Here is a 14123-nt window from a genome sequence, read left to right as displayed (position 1 = left end):
GTCGGAAGAACCGCCGAAGAAGGCCAGCCGGCGATGGCCCTTGCCGATCAGGTGGGCGGTGGCGAGAAAGGCGCCGCGATGATTGTCGGGCGCGATCACCGGGATGCGGCTCTCCGGCAGCCGGCGCATGGCGAAGACAACCGGAACGCCGGCTGTCTCGATGCGGCGGAAAGCGCCCGGCGTGGTGCCGCGCGCCGGCGACACGATCAGCCCGGCGACGCCCTGCTCCATCAGCGACTTCAGCACTTCTTCCTGGCGCACCGGGTTCTCGGCCGTGTTGGCGATGAAGGGCACGATGCCGGCCGACTGGAAGACGCGCTCCATGCCGACCGCCAGCTCGGTGAAGAAGGGATTGGTGAGATCGTTGATGACCATGCCGATGACGTTGGAGTGAGCCTTGCGCAAATTGGCGGCGCCGCGGTTGTAAACGTAGCCGACATCCTCGATCGCCTTGCGCACCTTGACCGCCGTCTCGGGCCGGATCAGCCCGCTGCCCTGCAGCACGAGCGATACCGTCGACTTGGACACGCCCGCCTCGCGGGCGATGTCGAGTATCGTCGCCTTGGCCCGGCTGGCCATCCAGATCGCTCCTCCCGGTTTGGTCAAATTTATTGGAACGTTCTAATCATGGGATGCAGCGAGAGTCAATCCGGTTTTCTGGAAAACGGAAAAATCGACAATTCTCTTACATCAACGCCTTATTCGGTAAGGGAAGTTGTGTTGCGTTGCAGCATTCCGGCGGGTCGAGCGCAAAAATCATAAAGCTTCTTGATTTATTGGAACGTTCCATCTATCGGCGCTGCCAAAGGGAGAGTTTCATGGACATCACCTTGCCAGGCGAGGGTGGCCGTCGCGCCAGCTACCGGCTTCTTGGCCGGCCTGCGCAGCCGGTTGCCGGGGCGCGCTTTTCGCGCATCGCCTATGCCGCCGCCCATGTCGTCGCCGACCCGCTTGCGATGACCGACCCGTGGTCGCTGCCCGTCGTCGACTGGGACAGGACGATGGCGTTCCGCCATCATTTGTGGCGGCTCGGCTTCCGCATCGCCGAGGCGATGGACACCTCGCAGCGCGGCATGGGTTTCGACTGGGCAAGCGCGAAGGAATTGATCCGCCGCTCGATCGCAGAGGCGCGGACCGTCGAAGGGGCCGATCTCGCTTCCGGGGCGGGCACCGATCATCTGGCGCCTTCCGCTGCGAGCACGCTCGACGATGTGATTGCCGCCTATGAGGAGCAGTTCGGCTTCATCGAGGGGCAGGGCGGCAAGGCGATCATGATGGCGAGCCGCGCGCTGGCGGTGGTCGCCAAAGGTCCGGACGACTATGCCCGCGTCTACGACCGGATTCTGTCGCAGGCGTCCGGCAAGGTGATCCTGCACTGGCTGGGCGACATGTTCGACCCGGCCCTGAAGGGATACTGGGGCAGTGGTGATTTCGAGACGGCGCTCGATACGGTCGTGGCCATCATCGAGCGGCATGCCGGCAAGGTCGAGGGCATAAAGATATCGCTGCTCGATGCCGGCAAGGAGGTGGCGCTGCGGGACCGGTTGCCGGACGGCGTCGTCATGTTCACCGGCGACGATTTCAACTACCCCGAGCTGATCGCCGGCGACGGCAGCAAGCACTCGCATGCCTTGCTCGGGATTTTCGACGCCATCGCGCCGGTCGCCAACGCGGCGCTGGCCAGGCTCGCCGATGGCGACCGCGCCGGCTATGACGCGCTGATGGAGCCGACGGTGCCGCTGTCGCGCAAGATCTTCGAGGCGCCGACCGAGTACTATAAGGCCGGCATCGTCTTCATGGCCTGGCTCAACGGCCACCAGGAGCATTTCGCGATGGTCGGCGGCATGCAGTCGGCGCGCGGCATCCTGCATTATGCCGATGTGTTCCGGCTGGCCGACCAGGCGGGATTGCTGGCCGATCCCGCGCTTGCGGTGGCCAGAATGAGGAGCCTCTGCGCAGTCGCGGGTATTTGACGGCGACGCCCGATCGGTTCCGATCGAAGACCACAAATTTGCCTTGGCCGGACAAATCTGTTTTCCCTATGCGTCCCGAGGGGCGGGCGAAGACGGACAATGACGGGCAAAGTGGCGCTCATCACCGGCGTGACCGGGCAGGACGGAGCCTATCTGGCGCAATTGCTGCTTGAGAAGGGTTACGTCGTCCACGGCGTCAAACGCCGCTCGTCCTCGTTCAACACCGGGCGCATCGACGACATCTATGTCGATCCGCATGAGCGCGACGCGCGGCTCTTCCTGCACTATGGCGATCTGACCGACGCGGCCAACCTGATCCGCCTCGTGCAGGAGACGCGGCCCGACGAAATCTACAATCTCGGCGCCCAGAGCCACGTCCAGGTGAGTTTCGAGGAACCGGAATACACCGGCAACGCCAATGCGCTGGGGACGCTCAGGCTGCTGGAGGCGATCCGTATCCTCGGCCTTGAAAAGTCGGTGCGCTTCTATCAGGCCTCGACCTCCGAGCTCTACGGCAAGGCCTCGGAAGCGCCGCAGAACGAGACCACGCCCTTCCGTCCGCGCTCGCCCTATGCGGCAGCCAAGCTCTACGCCTACTGGACGACGGTCAACTACCGCGAGGCCTATGGCATGTTCGCGGCCAACGGCATCCTGTTCAACCATGAGAGCCCGCGCCGTGGCGAGACCTTCGTCACCCGCAAGATCACGCGCGCCGTGGCCGCGATCCATCACCGGCGGCAGGATACGCTCTATCTCGGCAATATCGACGCCAGGCGCGACTGGGGCCACGCGCGCGACTATGTCGAAGGCATGTGGCGCATTCTGCAGCACGACAAGGCCGACGACTTTGTGCTGGCGACCGGCGAGACGCATTCGGTGCGCGAATTCGTCGAGCTGGCTTTCGCCGAGACGGGACGCACCATCCAGTGGCAGGGCCAGGGCGCCGACGAGGTCGGCATCGACGCCGGCTCAGGTGCGATTGTGGTGCGCATCGACCCGCGCTATTTCCGGCCGACGGAGGTCGACCACCTGGTCGGCGACGCGTCCAAGGCCAGGGAGAAGCTGGGCTGGTCGCACAGGACCGGGTTCAGGGAGCTGGTGGCGGAAATGGTGCAGGCCGATCTCAAGCGTTCGGCCGTACCGTAGCGGCCGGTGAACGCGGTTCGGGGGCGAGTTCATGATCTTCGATCTCAGGGGAAAACGGGTGTTCGTCGCCGGGCATCGCGGCATGGTCGGCTCGGCGATCGTGCGCCGGCTGGCGGGCGAGGATTGCGAGATCCTGACGGTCGCGCGCAGCGAGCTCGACCTGCTCGACCAGGCCGGCGTGCGGCGCTGGATGGCCGAGCACAAGCCGGACGCGGTGGTCATGGCGGCCGCCAAGGTCGGCGGCATCCTGGCCAACGACACGCTTCCGGTCGACTTCCTGCACGAGAACCTTGTCGTGCAGACCAATGTCATGGAGAGCGCATTTCGCAGCGAGGTGCAAAAGCTCCTGTTCCTGGGCTCGTCCTGCATCTATCCAAAACACGCGCCGCAGCCGATCCCGGAAGACGCGCTGCTGACCGGGCCGCTTGAGCCCACCAATGAATGGTATGCGGTCGCCAAGATCGCCGGGCTGAAACTTTGCCAGGCCTACCGGCGGCAATATGGCGTCGACTACATCTCGGCGATGCCGACCAACCTCTATGGTCCGGGCGACAATTTCGACCTGACCAGCAGCCATGTCGTGCCGGCCCTGATGCGCAAGGCCCATGAGGTCAAGCGCGCCGGCGAACGGACACTTCAGGTCTGGGGATCGGGCAGGCCGATGCGCGAGTTCCTGCATGTCGACGATGCCGCCGACGCGCTGGTCTGGCTGTTGAAAAACTATTCCGGCGACGGCCACGTCAATGTCGGCTCGGGAGAAGACATCAGCATTGGGGAGCTTGCCCGCACGATCCTGTCCGTGGTCGGCGTAGAAGCCACGGTCACCTTCGACGCCACCAAGCCGGACGGCACGCCGCGCAAGTTGATGGACGTGTCGCGCCTGTTTGCCACGGGCTGGCATCCGCGCTACTCGCTGCGCGATGGATTGGAACAGACCTATGCGTGGTTTCTCCGGCATGTCGAGAAAGGCGACGTCCGCCTCGGCGCGGGCTGAACTGCAAGCGACGCTGATTGCCGCAACGCGAAGGGACGGGCTGGGCAGCCGCCTTTTGGCAATGGCCAATGCAAAGTCGGTCGCGGACGCGTTCGGCTATCGCTTCGGCTTCACCTGGAACCGGACGGCCGTTGCGGACAAGACCTTCCACGTCGTCGATGTCGTAGACAGGATCTTCTCCGCCGAATTCATCGAACGGCATTGGCTGGGGGCACGGATCAGAGAATCCGATTTCGATGTTCTCGATGCGGCCGCGCTCCAGAAGCTCAGGCTTGAAGATGGCAAGCGACCAGGCAATCCGAGCGGTTGGATCTGCGACGACTTTCGCGTCCTGGATCCTTTTCGCGGTGGCGAAGCCGGGCTCTTCGACGCATCCCGGGCGCTGCGCAGCTTAGGCTTCTCGGACAGCGTGCGGCAGGCGACCGACGAAGCCGCCCGCAATCGATTTCCACGCCCCATGGCCGCGCTGCATTTGCGCAGCGGCGACATTGTCCGTGGCAAATACCGGACGCGGCTGGTCTTCGGTCGCAAGGTCATCCCCGCGACGCTGGCCAAGGCGATCGTGAGGGAGTTGTCCTCGATGGGCCTGGCGACGCTGCTGATCGGAGAGGACCGCGCCACGCTCGACTATCTGAAGGCTGAAACCGGGGCGTCGCTGGCGGAGGACTTCGGAGCCGGCGCGTTCGAGGACCGGACGCAGCGGGCATTCTTCGAAATGGCGTTGATGGCGCAATGCCAGCGGATCCATGCAGGCAGCAGCATCTTTGCCTCGATTGCGTCGCTGATGGGCGGCATTCCCATGATCGGAACGAACACCCTGTTCGACAAATCCCGAGCCGCGGAAATCATCCTGGACGAATTGAAGGATCGCCAGGCAGACTATCATCCGCTCGAGGCTGCCTTCGGCTATCAAGCGGCCTTTCTCAACCTGGAAGACCGGATCGGTCCGGCGCAGGCGCGTGACATCCTCGAGAGGGCTCACGGGCTGGATCCGCAAAACGACGTCTATGCCCTGAAAATGGCCTCGGCCTATTTTCGCGAGCACGACTATCCGTCGGGCGAGGCTGTCTTGCGGTCGCGGATGGCAGCGCAATTCCAGGCCCGCCCGCAAATCCCATTGCCGATGATGAAAGTCCTCGGAGACGAGGCTTCGGGCGGCTTTGTCCTGATGAGGGACTTCGAATTCTTCCTCGCGGCGGCCAGGGCTGGCTATCCCTGTGCTGCGGCGTGCTCGGCCTGGATCCGCCAGCAGGTGTCGGCCGAGAGGAAGGCGGCGCTGGCGATGGCGCGGCAGGCGGTGACCGCGGAGCCGGCAAATCGCATGTTCAGGAAAATCGAACGGCGAATAAGGCAGGGTCGAAAACCGAAAGCGGGGCTGCTGGCGAAGTTAAGGTGGCGGCTCGCCGGACTGGCGCGGTTCTAACGCTCCGCGCCGAACCAGGAGGCGCGATCGCCCGGGGCATCGTTCGCCAATTTTTTTCCGATTCGTTTGAACCAATCCATCGAGGGGCGCGACCCAGCGCCGCGTAACAAACGCGGTCATAAAGGAGAACGCCCATGTTTACTGTTTCAAGAAACGTCTTGCTTGCCGTCGTCGCCGCTTCGGTGGTCGCGGGCTGCAAGACGATCACCCCCCGGGATTGCGACAACCTCAAGCCGAACGTCACCTATCACGGCAAATGCTGCGGCATTGGCGATGCGCCGTGCCGCGAAGGCAAGAACGGCAATCACGACCACAGGCCCGATCCCCGGCCGCAGTGAAGGCGGGGGATCAAGGCCGCAGGGAGTAGGTCGGGTCGTACTCCACCTTTTAGTTGCATCCTTCGTTCAATTGGTTGTGTTCCAGTCATATTAGCTGGCACGTATATGTTTCATAGCCGGCGCCCGCCCTTCGATGACCACGCCGGTCAGGCTCGGCACCTGCTGGCCTCCCCGCCACAGATGCCGGGCCGCCCCTTCCTCTGCGGGTGCTTCCGGTGCATCGGTCCTCTTACAAGTCCTCGACGGGGCGATTTGCCCAACAGGAGGTCGCAGTGGGTTAGCTGCAATCATCCAAAGCAGCTATCGCCGCGCCAGTCAGCGTCTTCGGCTGCTGCGTCGAGTAAGCTAAATCGACATCTCGGAAGCGGGCGCACGCTTGGCATGTCCGCCAAGACGGTCGACAAGGCGCACGGTCATCAGCACGATTTGTAAAAGGAGGCGGCCGAGAACGAGCGGTTTTTTGCGTGCCCCACGACGGAGGCAGGTCGCCAAGTTATTGAAAGGATGGTGGGCGTGACAAGGATTGAACTTGTGACCCCTGCAATGTCAATGCAGTGCTCTCCCGCTGAGCTACACGCCCATCCGATGCCGCGCATACACCATTTTTGATCCAGCGCGTCAATAGGTGGAAAAACGAAAGAAGGGCTCGTTTTGTCGCGCCCCGAAGGCGCGCCGGGATCGAGCCGGAAACGCCTCAGGCCGCCTGCAGCATCTTTTCGACCTCATTGACGAGGTCGCGCAGGTGGAACGGCTTCGACAGCACCTTGGCGTCCTTCGGCGCCTTGGAGTCGGGATTGAGCGCGACGGCGGCGAAGCCGGTGATGAACATCACCTTGAGGTCGGGGTCGATCTCGGTGGCGCGGCGCGCAAGCTCGATGCCGTCCATCTCCGGCATGACGATATCGGTCAGAAGCAGCGAGAACGGCTCCTCGCGCAAGCGTTCGTAGGCGCTGGCGCCATTGTCGAAATCGCTCACCTGATAGCCGGCGCGCTCCAGTGCCTTGACGAGGAACCGGCGCATATCGTCATCGTCTTCCGCCAGCAGAATGCGTGCCATCATATCCCGTCCGAATCACCCGCCCAACCTTGGCGCCGGGCTAGCCCGTTAACCATCCTGTATATGAGGAGGTGACGGTAAACATCAAGTGAACGAAGGCCGTATTATACTCAGTTCGGGCAGGGGTTCGGGGCGCCTAAAAGCTGGACATGCGGCTGTCGAAATGGCAGTTTTGACTCATGATGCAGTGCTGTTTCCTGGTTCATTCACATTGAAGACGGCAGCCGAGGATTTTTCGGTCGTTCCACCCTTCGAAATCCGATCGGGCGCCGAGCAGCGCGTCCCCTTCCTGTTCAACTCGCCGCATAGCGGCCGCCACTATCCCGAACGCTTTCTGGCCATGGCCAGGCTCGACCGCAACGCCATCCGCCGGTCCGAGGATTGCTACGTCGACGAATTGTTCGGCGGCGCTGTTGCGCTCGGCGCGCCGCTGCTGGCGGCGAATTTCCCGCGCGCCTATCTCGACGTGAACCGGGAACCTTGGGAGCTCGACCCGCGCATGTTCGCCGAGCCGGTGCCGTCCTTCTGCAACATCCGCTCGGCGCGAGTGGCTGGCGGATTGGGCACCGTGCCCAAGCTCGTCGGGGAGGGGCTCGACATCTATTCCGGCCGTTTGCCGCTGGCCGAGGCGGTGGCGCGCATCGAGACCGTGTACAAGCCCTATCACGAGACGCTGAAGCGGCTTTTGACCCGCACGCATGCCAGGTTCGGCTACGCGGTGCTGATCGACTGCCATTCGATGCCGGCAAGCATCAGGGTCGGCGACAACGGCGTGCGACCGGATTTCATCATCGGCGACCGTTTCGGGATTTCCGCGACGGCGGCGCTGACCGAGACGGCGATCGCCCTGCTCACCGGCATGGGCTACACGGTGGCCCACAACAAGCCCTATGCCGGCGGCTTCATCACGGAGCATTACGGCCGTCCGGCGCGCCATCTGCATGCGCTGCAGATCGAGGTCAATCGCGGGCTCTACATGAACGAGCGGACGTTCCAGAAATCCGCCGGCTTCGACGCGCTTGCCGACGACCTCACCCGCTTCTCGGCCGATCTGATGGCGATGCCGGACCATCATTTCGTCGATCTGCCGCTGGCCGCCGAGTAACGCAAGGGGCGCCCCGCCCGCGCCGCGGGCCGGTGAAAAAAAGACCGCATCGTTTTCACGACACGGTCGAAGTCTAGGGAGGAAACGCCCAAGGAGGGCATGGACAGGAAAACCTGTCCGAGAACAAATCTATTGTGCGATGCACAAATGTCAATCGACTTCAGGCTTTTTTAATTCACAGTGAATGGGAAATTGCGTTTCGGTGGCGTTTGCGTGACATTCAGGCAACAGTTGCCGCGGCGCTAAAGTGATCCCTCCCCTTGTTCCGGCAGGAAATCATCGGCAAAGGACGGCATGCTGCAAAGCGGGAGAATCAGTTGGACATCAGCATCGACTTCATCCGGCGCATCGCGCATGCCGCCGCCGCTGAGACCTTGCCGCGCTTCCGCAGCCAGGGCGCGGTAACCAACAAGGAGGCTGGCAGCTTCGATCCGGTCACCGAAGCCGATCGCGAGGCCGAGCGGGCGATCCGCGCACTGATATCGGCCGAATATCCCGATCACGGCATTCTCGGCGAGGAGCACGGCAGCGAGAACATTTCCAGCCGGCATGTCTGGGTGATCGATCCGATCGACGGCACGCGTGCCTTCATCTCCGGCCTGCCGGTCTGGGGAACGCTGGTCGGACTGACCGTCGAGGGCGACGCCGTCGCCGGGCTGATGTCGCAGCCTTTCACCGGCGAGCTGTTCTATGCCAACGCGTCCGGTTCCCACTACGAGGGGCCGGGCGGGCCGCGCAAGCTTGCGACGCGCAAGACGACCGACCTCGCCAAGGCGACGCTGTTCACGACGACGCCGGCGCTGTTCAAGGGCGAGGCGCGCACGCGCTACGACCAGTTCGAAAAGCAGGTCCAGCTCGCCCGCTACGGCACCGATTGCTATGCCTTCGCCATGGTCGCCGCGGGAAGCGTCGACATCGTCGCCGACCCCGGGCTGAAACCCTATGACATCGTGGCGCTGATCCCGATCATCGAGAAGGCCGGCGGCGTCGTCACCACGTTTGAGGGCGGACCGGCGGAGAAGGGCGGGGACATCCTCGCGGCGGCGACGCCGGAGCTGCACGCGGCGGCGATGGCTGCTCTGCGCGACTGAGAGCCCGCGGTCGATCCCCGGGCGCGACTGACGGCCGTTGGTCCTGAGTGTCCTCGGTCATGGACGCCATGACAGTGCCCGGGCGCTGATCAGGGCGCGTCGCCGGTTCCGGGAATGAAGGCGTCGAAGGCGGCGAGAAGCTGCTCGCGATAGAGGTCCTTCTCCTGCAGGATCTCGTGGCGGGCGCCGTCGATCATCAGCAGCGAGCCGAGGCGCAGGCGCCTGGCATAGGCTTCCACCGCCTTGGTTGAGACGACCTGGTCGGCACCGGCGGCGATCACCAGCATCGGAACCTGGATCGCGCCCATGAAATCCGGATCGCTTATCTTGACGGAGGCCTCGGCGGCCGCCTTCAGCCAGCGGATCGTCGGCCCGCCGAGCGCCAGTTGCGGCCAGGCTTCGTAGATGCCGGTGTTGCGCCGGTAGCGCGCGGGATCGGACGTCACCTTGTTGATCTCGAACGGCGTCGTCTCCTTCGGTCGCGGTCCCATCGCGGCATAGAGCCGGCCAAGGCCGATCGCGCAGAACACCGCGCAGACGCGGCGGACGGTGCTTATCGACACCGGCAGATCGGGCAAGGTCAGGAAAGGCGCGATCAGCACCATGCGCCGCACCCGATTGACCATCGAAGGCGAGGCGAGCAACGCGACCACCGCTCCGGCGGAATGGGCCAGGATGTAGTAGGGCCCGCGACAGTCAGGCAGTACCACCTCCTCGAAGAACTGCTCGAGATCGCTGGCGTAGTCGCGGAAGCTGCGGACGTAGCCTCGCTGCCGGTCGCCGATCAGCCGGTCGGAGCCGCCCTGGCCGCGCCAGTCGAGCGTGGCGACGCCGAAGCCGCGGCCGCAAAGATCGCGGATGGTCTCGAAATATTTCTCAACGCACTCGTTGCGCCCGGTGAGCAGGACCACGGTGCCCTTGAGCGGGCGGGTGGTGGCGGCAAAGACGCCGTAGCGGATCTTCTTGCGGTCACGCGTGGTGAAGAAGCCGCCGGCGGCGTTCTCTGGCGGCGGATTGTCCGGCGTCTGATAAAAGAGATCCGTCATTCGGCGTTTCGTTCTTTGCTCCGTCGCCCGAGCTGGCGAGGCGTCGCATGGTGATAGACGGCCATGCGGCAAAAGCAAAGGCGTCGCGAAGGCGAGGTGGAGACAACGAACGAGGCCGGAAGCAGCGTTGGCGGCCTCCGGCCTCTGTCGATCCGGGAGGAAGGGACGTTAACACCCGGCTCGGCCTCGTCGCGGCGTCTGTTGGGCGCGCCGCCTGATCCTTGATCCTGGCCACACCCTAACGCCGCCTGGCTGAACGCAGGCCGAAGCCGCGGTTCATCTGCCGTTCATCGAGGCGGAGATGTCGTGTCCGCAAAAAGTCTTGAAATGCCCTTTTGCGCTTCCCAAATGTCTGGTGCGGTCGCCGATGTCGGGACCGCTGGCCCATCCGAAGCGCCATTCCGGGTTTCGCAGCGGCCAAACGCAAACTCTGTTGCTCAATAGGAGAACACCCCATGCGTCACGTTGATTTTTCCCCGCTTTATCGTTCGACCGTCGGTTTCGACCGTCTCTTCACCATGCTCGATTCGCTCGGCCAGCCCGACGGCGCGCAGACCTATCCGCCCTACAACATCGAGCGCACCGGCGAGAACGCCTACCGAATCTCGATGGCGGTTGCCGGCTTCTCGGAAGACGAGATCTCGATCGAAGCCCACCGCAACGTGCTGACCGTCAAGGGTGAGCGCAAGGAAGAGGGCAATGGCGAGGGCTCCGAGCTGCTCTATCGCGGCATCGCGTCCAGGGCTTTCGAGCGGCGTTTCCAGCTCGCCGACCATGTCGAGGTCGAGGGCGCCACGCTGAAGAACGGTCTGCTCTTCGTCGACCTCAAGCGCAACATCCCCGAGGAGCTGAAGCCGCGCAAGATCGCGATCACCCAGTCCTCGGACAAGGCCAGGCAGATCGAGGCCAAGGCGGCCGCCTAAGCGCGGGCTCCAGCCTCAAAAGTCCGTCTCCTCCCGAGACGAAAGCGGCGCCGAGAGGCGCCGCTTTTTGTTTGCACGGATTTCTGTGCCATCCGTAACAAAGGCTTCTGGCCCTTTTGAAGCAGGCGCCGGCCCAGCATGAAGGGCGATGTCCGATTTTTCCCTGGCGCTGACGGCAACCATCGCCATCACCTTCCTGCTGGCCGGCATCGTCAAGGGCGTGACCGGTATGGGCTTGCCGACGCTGGCGATGGGGCTTCTGGGCGCGGTCATGCCGCCTGTCACCGCGGCCTCGCTGCTGATCGTGCCGTCCTTCGTCACCAATGTCTGGCAGCTGTTCGCCGGGTCGAGCTTCGCGTCGATCCTGCGCCGGCTGTGGCTGATGATGGCCGGCATCATGGTCGGCACGATTGCGGGCGCGCGGCTGCTCGCCAGCGACAATGTCAAATGGACGACCGCCGGCCTCGGCGCCGCCCTTGTCCTCTACGCCGCCTACACACTCCTGGCGCGCCAGCCCGGCATTCCGGCCCGGGCAGAGCGCTGGCTGTCGCCCATCATCGGTGTCCTCACCGGCCTCGTCACCGGCGGCACCGGCGTCTTCGTGGTGCCGGCCGTGCCCTACATCCAGGCGCTGGGGCTCGGCAGGGACGACCTGATCCAGGCGCTCGGCCTTTCCTTCACCGTGTCCACCACCGCGCTGGCGCTTGGCCTCGCCTCGCACGGAGCGTTCGAGGTCGAGCATCTCGCGATGTCGTCGCTGGCGGTGCTGCCGGCCCTGCTCGGCATGTGGCTCGGCCAGCTGCTCAGGCAGCGCATCAGCCCGGCGACCTTCCGGCGCTGGTTTCTGATCTTCCTGATCGTGCTTGGCCTGGAGCTGCTGGCGCGACCGTTCCTGGGCTAGCCATTAGCCTTTTGCCGCCAGCGCAGCCTCGACATTTTGTCGGTGAACGGCTTCGTATGGCGCGAAATACTCGACGGCCGTCGAGGCAAACATGTCCGCGCCGAAGGTCCTCAGATCCTGCTTAGCCAGGTCAGGCACTTGCCGGCAGGCAAGCAGTTTTCGAACATAGGCCTGGGTCGCGGCGATAAGGCTTCTGTCATAGCCACCCGCTGCAATTGTTTCGTAGGAACCGTGGTTGGGCAGGATGCGATCGAACCGCCAGCCGGCCATGCGCTCGAGGTCGATCAGATGTTCGGCAAGACGCTCCGGTTCGGAGACATAGGTGATCGAGTCCTCCAGCGTGTCGCCCGCCAGCAACAGGCCGGCATCGGGCATCAGCATGACCGTGCCGTCATGGCTGTGGATTTCGACCTGGCGGAGTTCGACGGGGATCGCTCCGACGGTCAGATGGAGGTTGTTGTCGAATATCCTGTTGGGGAGCACGAGCGGCCTGATCGGCGGATTGCCGCCTTCGATCTCGGCCCGGCCGCGTTCAAGGGCCGAGGCTGTGAGGCGGTTGGCGATGATCTCGCAATCATGGAACACCTCGTTGCCGGCAATATGATCGTCATGCCAGTGGCTGAGCACGACGCGGATCGAGGTCACGCCCATCTCTTCGAGCGTCCGCCGGACAAGGCGGGCGTGGGGCAGGGATATATGCGTGTCATAGACAAGCGCTTGCGATCCATCGACGATCGCATAGGTGCAAATGCCCAGCGTATAAGCGCCGTCGTCGAGCCAGTTCGGCTCCTCCGACCAGATGCGAACGCCATCGACGCGGCCATCGTAGAAGCCGACAACGTTTGGCGCCGGACGAACCAGCCGCATGGTCGAGCCGAGAGAGGGCCTGGTCATCCGGTTACTCCCGATCGCTGCAACGCTTCAGGCGAGCAGTTGCCCGAGGCGATCGATCTCTTCCGTCGCGGTGGCGAAGCTGGCGACGAAACGGTAGATCGCCTCGTTGTCGCCGAGATGGCCGTCAAAACCTTGCGGCACGCCCCATTCGTAGAATTTGGCGCCAGCCGCCTGCAACCTTTCGGCGATAGCGCGGTCGAGGATGGCGAACACCTCGTTGGCTTGCGGCAGCCATGCCAGCCTGCCCGTCGGCGCGTCCTCAATCGTCTCGGCCAAATGCGCGGCCATGGCATTGGCATGGCCTGCCATCCGCAGCCAGAGGTCATCGGTGAGATAGGCTTCGAACTGGGCCGAGATGAAGCGGGCCTTGGAGAAGGTCTGGCCGGCGCGCTGGCGAAGCAGGCGCAGGTCCTTGCCGACCTCCGGATTGAAGATCACGACAGCGTCGGCCATCCAGCAGCCGTTCTTGGTGGCGCCGAAGGAGATGATGTCGACGCCGCTCTTCCAGGTCATCTCGGCCGGCGTGACACCGGTCGCGGCGATGGCGTTGGCGAAACGGGCACCGTCCATGTGGAGCGGCAGGCCGTGGCGACGGCTGATCTCGGAGATCGCCTTGACGTCGTCGACAGCGTAGACCGTGCCGACTTCGGTCGCCTGGGTGATGGTCACGGCCATCGGCTGGCCGCCGGGCGCGAGGTCCCGCGAATAGCGCTGGATGGCCTTGTCCAGCGCCTGCGGGTTAATGCGACCCAGAGGCCCGGGCACCGGCATCACGCGCGCGCCGCCCGTGTAGAAACCCATCGCGCCGAACTCATCGACGTTCACGTGTGCTTCGGAATGGCAAAGCGCGATGCCGCCTATACGGTTCAACGCCGCCATCGACAACGCGTTCGCCGCCGTGCCGGTGGCGACGAAGAACACCTGAACGTCGCGCTCGAAGATCTCGTTGAAGCGGCGGTAGACGGCGCGGTCCAGGTCTCCGTCGCCATAGGCGGTGGCGATGCCGGCGGCGTGCCGCGAAAGGTTGGCAGAGATGTCCGGATGGACGCCCGCCCAGTTGTCGGATGCAAAGAACATCGAGAGGTCCGTAGCTGATTTGCAGAAGCCGGCGCGACTTGACCGTTTTGGTATTGCAAGTGCAAGGGGCCAACTGCCGGGAAAGCGGTGATGCCAGCCGAAGCTGAAATGGGCGGGCGACCGAACCTTGCGTTGCGCCTCTATCTCACGAAATT

14 protein-coding genes and 1 tRNA gene are annotated in these 14123 nt (G+C 64.0%); 9 read left to right on the top strand and 6 right to left on the bottom strand.

Annotated features, from left to right (window positions below):
• Positions 1-579 (bottom strand): LacI family DNA-binding transcriptional regulator (locus tag EN780_RS01895; RefSeq protein ID WP_133372571.1); only part of this gene is annotated, 579 nt, incomplete at its 3' end.
• A 239-nt stretch (positions 580-818) separates the two neighbouring features.
• On the opposite strand from EN780_RS01895, the gene EN780_RS01890 reads away from it, so the two are divergent.
• The 5 genes from EN780_RS01890 to EN780_RS01870 all read left to right on the top strand — a co-directional run bounded on the left by EN780_RS01890 (position 819) and on the right by EN780_RS01870 (position 5874).
• Positions 819-1973, top strand: coding sequence for a dihydrodipicolinate synthase family protein (locus tag EN780_RS01890; RefSeq protein ID WP_128271794.1), 1155 nt, complete (start codon positions 819-821; stop codon positions 1971-1973).
• A gap of 99 nt (positions 1974-2072) precedes the next feature.
• On the top strand, positions 2073-3119 hold the full coding sequence (gene gmd, locus EN780_RS01885) for a GDP-mannose 4,6-dehydratase (RefSeq protein WP_128271792.1): 1047 nt from the start codon (positions 2073-2075) through the stop codon (positions 3117-3119).
• Between the two features lie 31 nt (positions 3120-3150).
• Complete coding sequence (locus tag EN780_RS01880) at positions 3151-4113, top strand: GDP-L-fucose synthase (RefSeq protein ID WP_128271790.1); 963 nt, start codon at positions 3151-3153, stop codon at positions 4111-4113.
• Complete coding sequence (locus EN780_RS01875; RefSeq protein WP_245499846.1) at positions 4058-5536, top strand: hypothetical protein; 1479 nt, start codon at positions 4058-4060, stop codon at positions 5534-5536. The genes EN780_RS01880 and EN780_RS01875 overlap by 56 nt, the downstream gene beginning before the upstream one ends.
• A 134-nt stretch (positions 5537-5670) precedes the next feature.
• Positions 5671-5874 carry a hypothetical protein gene (locus tag EN780_RS01870; RefSeq protein WP_128271788.1) on the top strand — a complete coding sequence of 68 codons (204 nt, stop codon included), beginning with the start codon at positions 5671-5673 and terminating at the stop codon, positions 5872-5874.
• A gap of 505 nt (positions 5875-6379) precedes the next feature.
• On the opposite strand, the gene EN780_RS01865 is transcribed toward EN780_RS01870, so the two are convergent.
• Positions 6380-6454: transfer RNA gene (locus tag EN780_RS01865), tRNA-Val, on the bottom strand.
• 114 nt (positions 6455-6568) lie between these two features.
• Positions 6569-6931 carry a response regulator gene (locus tag EN780_RS01860; protein WP_006199474.1) on the bottom strand — a complete coding sequence of 121 codons (363 nt, stop codon included), beginning with the start codon at positions 6929-6931 and terminating at the stop codon, positions 6569-6571.
• A gap of 163 nt (positions 6932-7094) precedes the next feature.
• On the opposite strand from EN780_RS01860, the gene EN780_RS01855 reads away from it, so the two are divergent.
• Together EN780_RS01855 and hisN are read left to right on the top strand one after the other, a co-directional pair.
• Entirely contained in the window at positions 7095-8036 is a 942-nt protein-coding gene (locus EN780_RS01855; RefSeq protein WP_127393615.1) for an N-formylglutamate amidohydrolase, read from the top strand.
• Between the two features lie 317 nt (positions 8037-8353).
• Entirely contained in the window at positions 8354-9127 is a 774-nt protein-coding gene (gene hisN, locus EN780_RS01850) for a histidinol-phosphatase (protein ID WP_128271786.1), read from the top strand.
• A gap of 89 nt (positions 9128-9216) precedes the next feature.
• Here hisN and EN780_RS01845 read toward each other — a convergent pair whose 3' ends face one another.
• Positions 9217-10173, bottom strand: coding sequence for an alpha/beta hydrolase (locus EN780_RS01845; protein WP_127393617.1), 957 nt, complete (start codon positions 10171-10173; stop codon positions 9217-9219).
• Positions 10174-10628: 455 nt separating this feature from the next.
• Here EN780_RS01845 and EN780_RS01840 point away from each other — a divergent pair, with 455 nt between their 5' ends.
• Positions 10629-11096, top strand: coding sequence for an Hsp20 family protein (locus EN780_RS01840; protein WP_126058414.1), 468 nt, complete (start codon positions 10629-10631; stop codon positions 11094-11096).
• Between the two features lie 148 nt (positions 11097-11244).
• Complete coding sequence (locus EN780_RS01835; RefSeq protein ID WP_128271784.1) at positions 11245-11997, top strand: sulfite exporter TauE/SafE family protein; 753 nt, start codon at positions 11245-11247, stop codon at positions 11995-11997.
• A 3-nt stretch (positions 11998-12000) separates the two neighbouring features.
• Here EN780_RS01835 and EN780_RS01830 read toward each other — a convergent pair whose 3' ends face one another.
• Positions 12001-12891: an MBL fold metallo-hydrolase gene (locus EN780_RS01830; protein ID WP_128271781.1), complete on the bottom strand. Its 891-nt coding sequence runs from the start codon at positions 12889-12891 to the stop codon at positions 12001-12003.
• A gap of 27 nt (positions 12892-12918) precedes the next feature.
• The gene (locus tag EN780_RS01825) at positions 12919-13968 is read right to left on the bottom strand and encodes a low specificity L-threonine aldolase (RefSeq protein WP_128271779.1); all 1050 of its coding nucleotides are present in this window, start codon (positions 13966-13968) and stop codon (positions 12919-12921) included.
• Positions 13969-14123: the final 155 nt, after the last annotated feature.

This window comes from Mesorhizobium sp. M4B.F.Ca.ET.089.01.1.1 (genome assembly GCF_004022605.1).
In the GTDB taxonomy this organism is placed as follows: domain Bacteria; phylum Pseudomonadota; class Alphaproteobacteria; order Rhizobiales; family Rhizobiaceae; genus Mesorhizobium; species Mesorhizobium abyssinicae.
Note: the sequence above shows the minus strand (reverse complement) of the source record. Positions and strands in the feature narration are given on the sequence as shown.

Coding starts and splice junctions, on each gene's coding strand:
- EN780_RS01890 (WP_128271794.1), top strand. CDS start 819: ATGGACATCACCTTGCCAGGCGAGGGTGGCCGTCGCGCCAGCTACCGG.
- gmd (WP_128271792.1), top strand. CDS start 2,073: ATGACGGGCAAAGTGGCGCTCATCACCGGCGTGACCGGGCAGGACGGA.
- EN780_RS01880 (WP_128271790.1), top strand. CDS start 3,151: ATGATCTTCGATCTCAGGGGAAAACGGGTGTTCGTCGCCGGGCATCGC.
- EN780_RS01875 (WP_245499846.1), top strand. CDS start 4,058: ATGCGTGGTTTCTCCGGCATGTCGAGAAAGGCGACGTCCGCCTCGGCG.
- EN780_RS01870 (WP_128271788.1), top strand. CDS start 5,671: ATGTTTACTGTTTCAAGAAACGTCTTGCTTGCCGTCGTCGCCGCTTCG.
- EN780_RS01860 (WP_006199474.1), bottom strand. CDS start 6,931: ATGGCACGCATTCTGCTGGCGGAAGACGATGACGATATGCGCCGGTTC.
- EN780_RS01855 (WP_127393615.1), top strand. CDS start 7,095: ATGGCAGTTTTGACTCATGATGCAGTGCTGTTTCCTGGTTCATTCACA.
- EN780_RS01845 (WP_127393617.1), bottom strand. CDS start 10,173: ATGACGGATCTCTTTTATCAGACGCCGGACAATCCGCCGCCAGAGAAC.
- EN780_RS01840 (WP_126058414.1), top strand. CDS start 10,629: ATGCGTCACGTTGATTTTTCCCCGCTTTATCGTTCGACCGTCGGTTTC.
- EN780_RS01835 (WP_128271784.1), top strand. CDS start 11,245: ATGTCCGATTTTTCCCTGGCGCTGACGGCAACCATCGCCATCACCTTC.
- EN780_RS01830 (WP_128271781.1), bottom strand. CDS start 12,891: ATGACCAGGCCCTCTCTCGGCTCGACCATGCGGCTGGTTCGTCCGGCG.
- EN780_RS01825 (WP_128271779.1), bottom strand. CDS start 13,968: ATGTTCTTTGCATCCGACAACTGGGCGGGCGTCCATCCGGACATCTCT.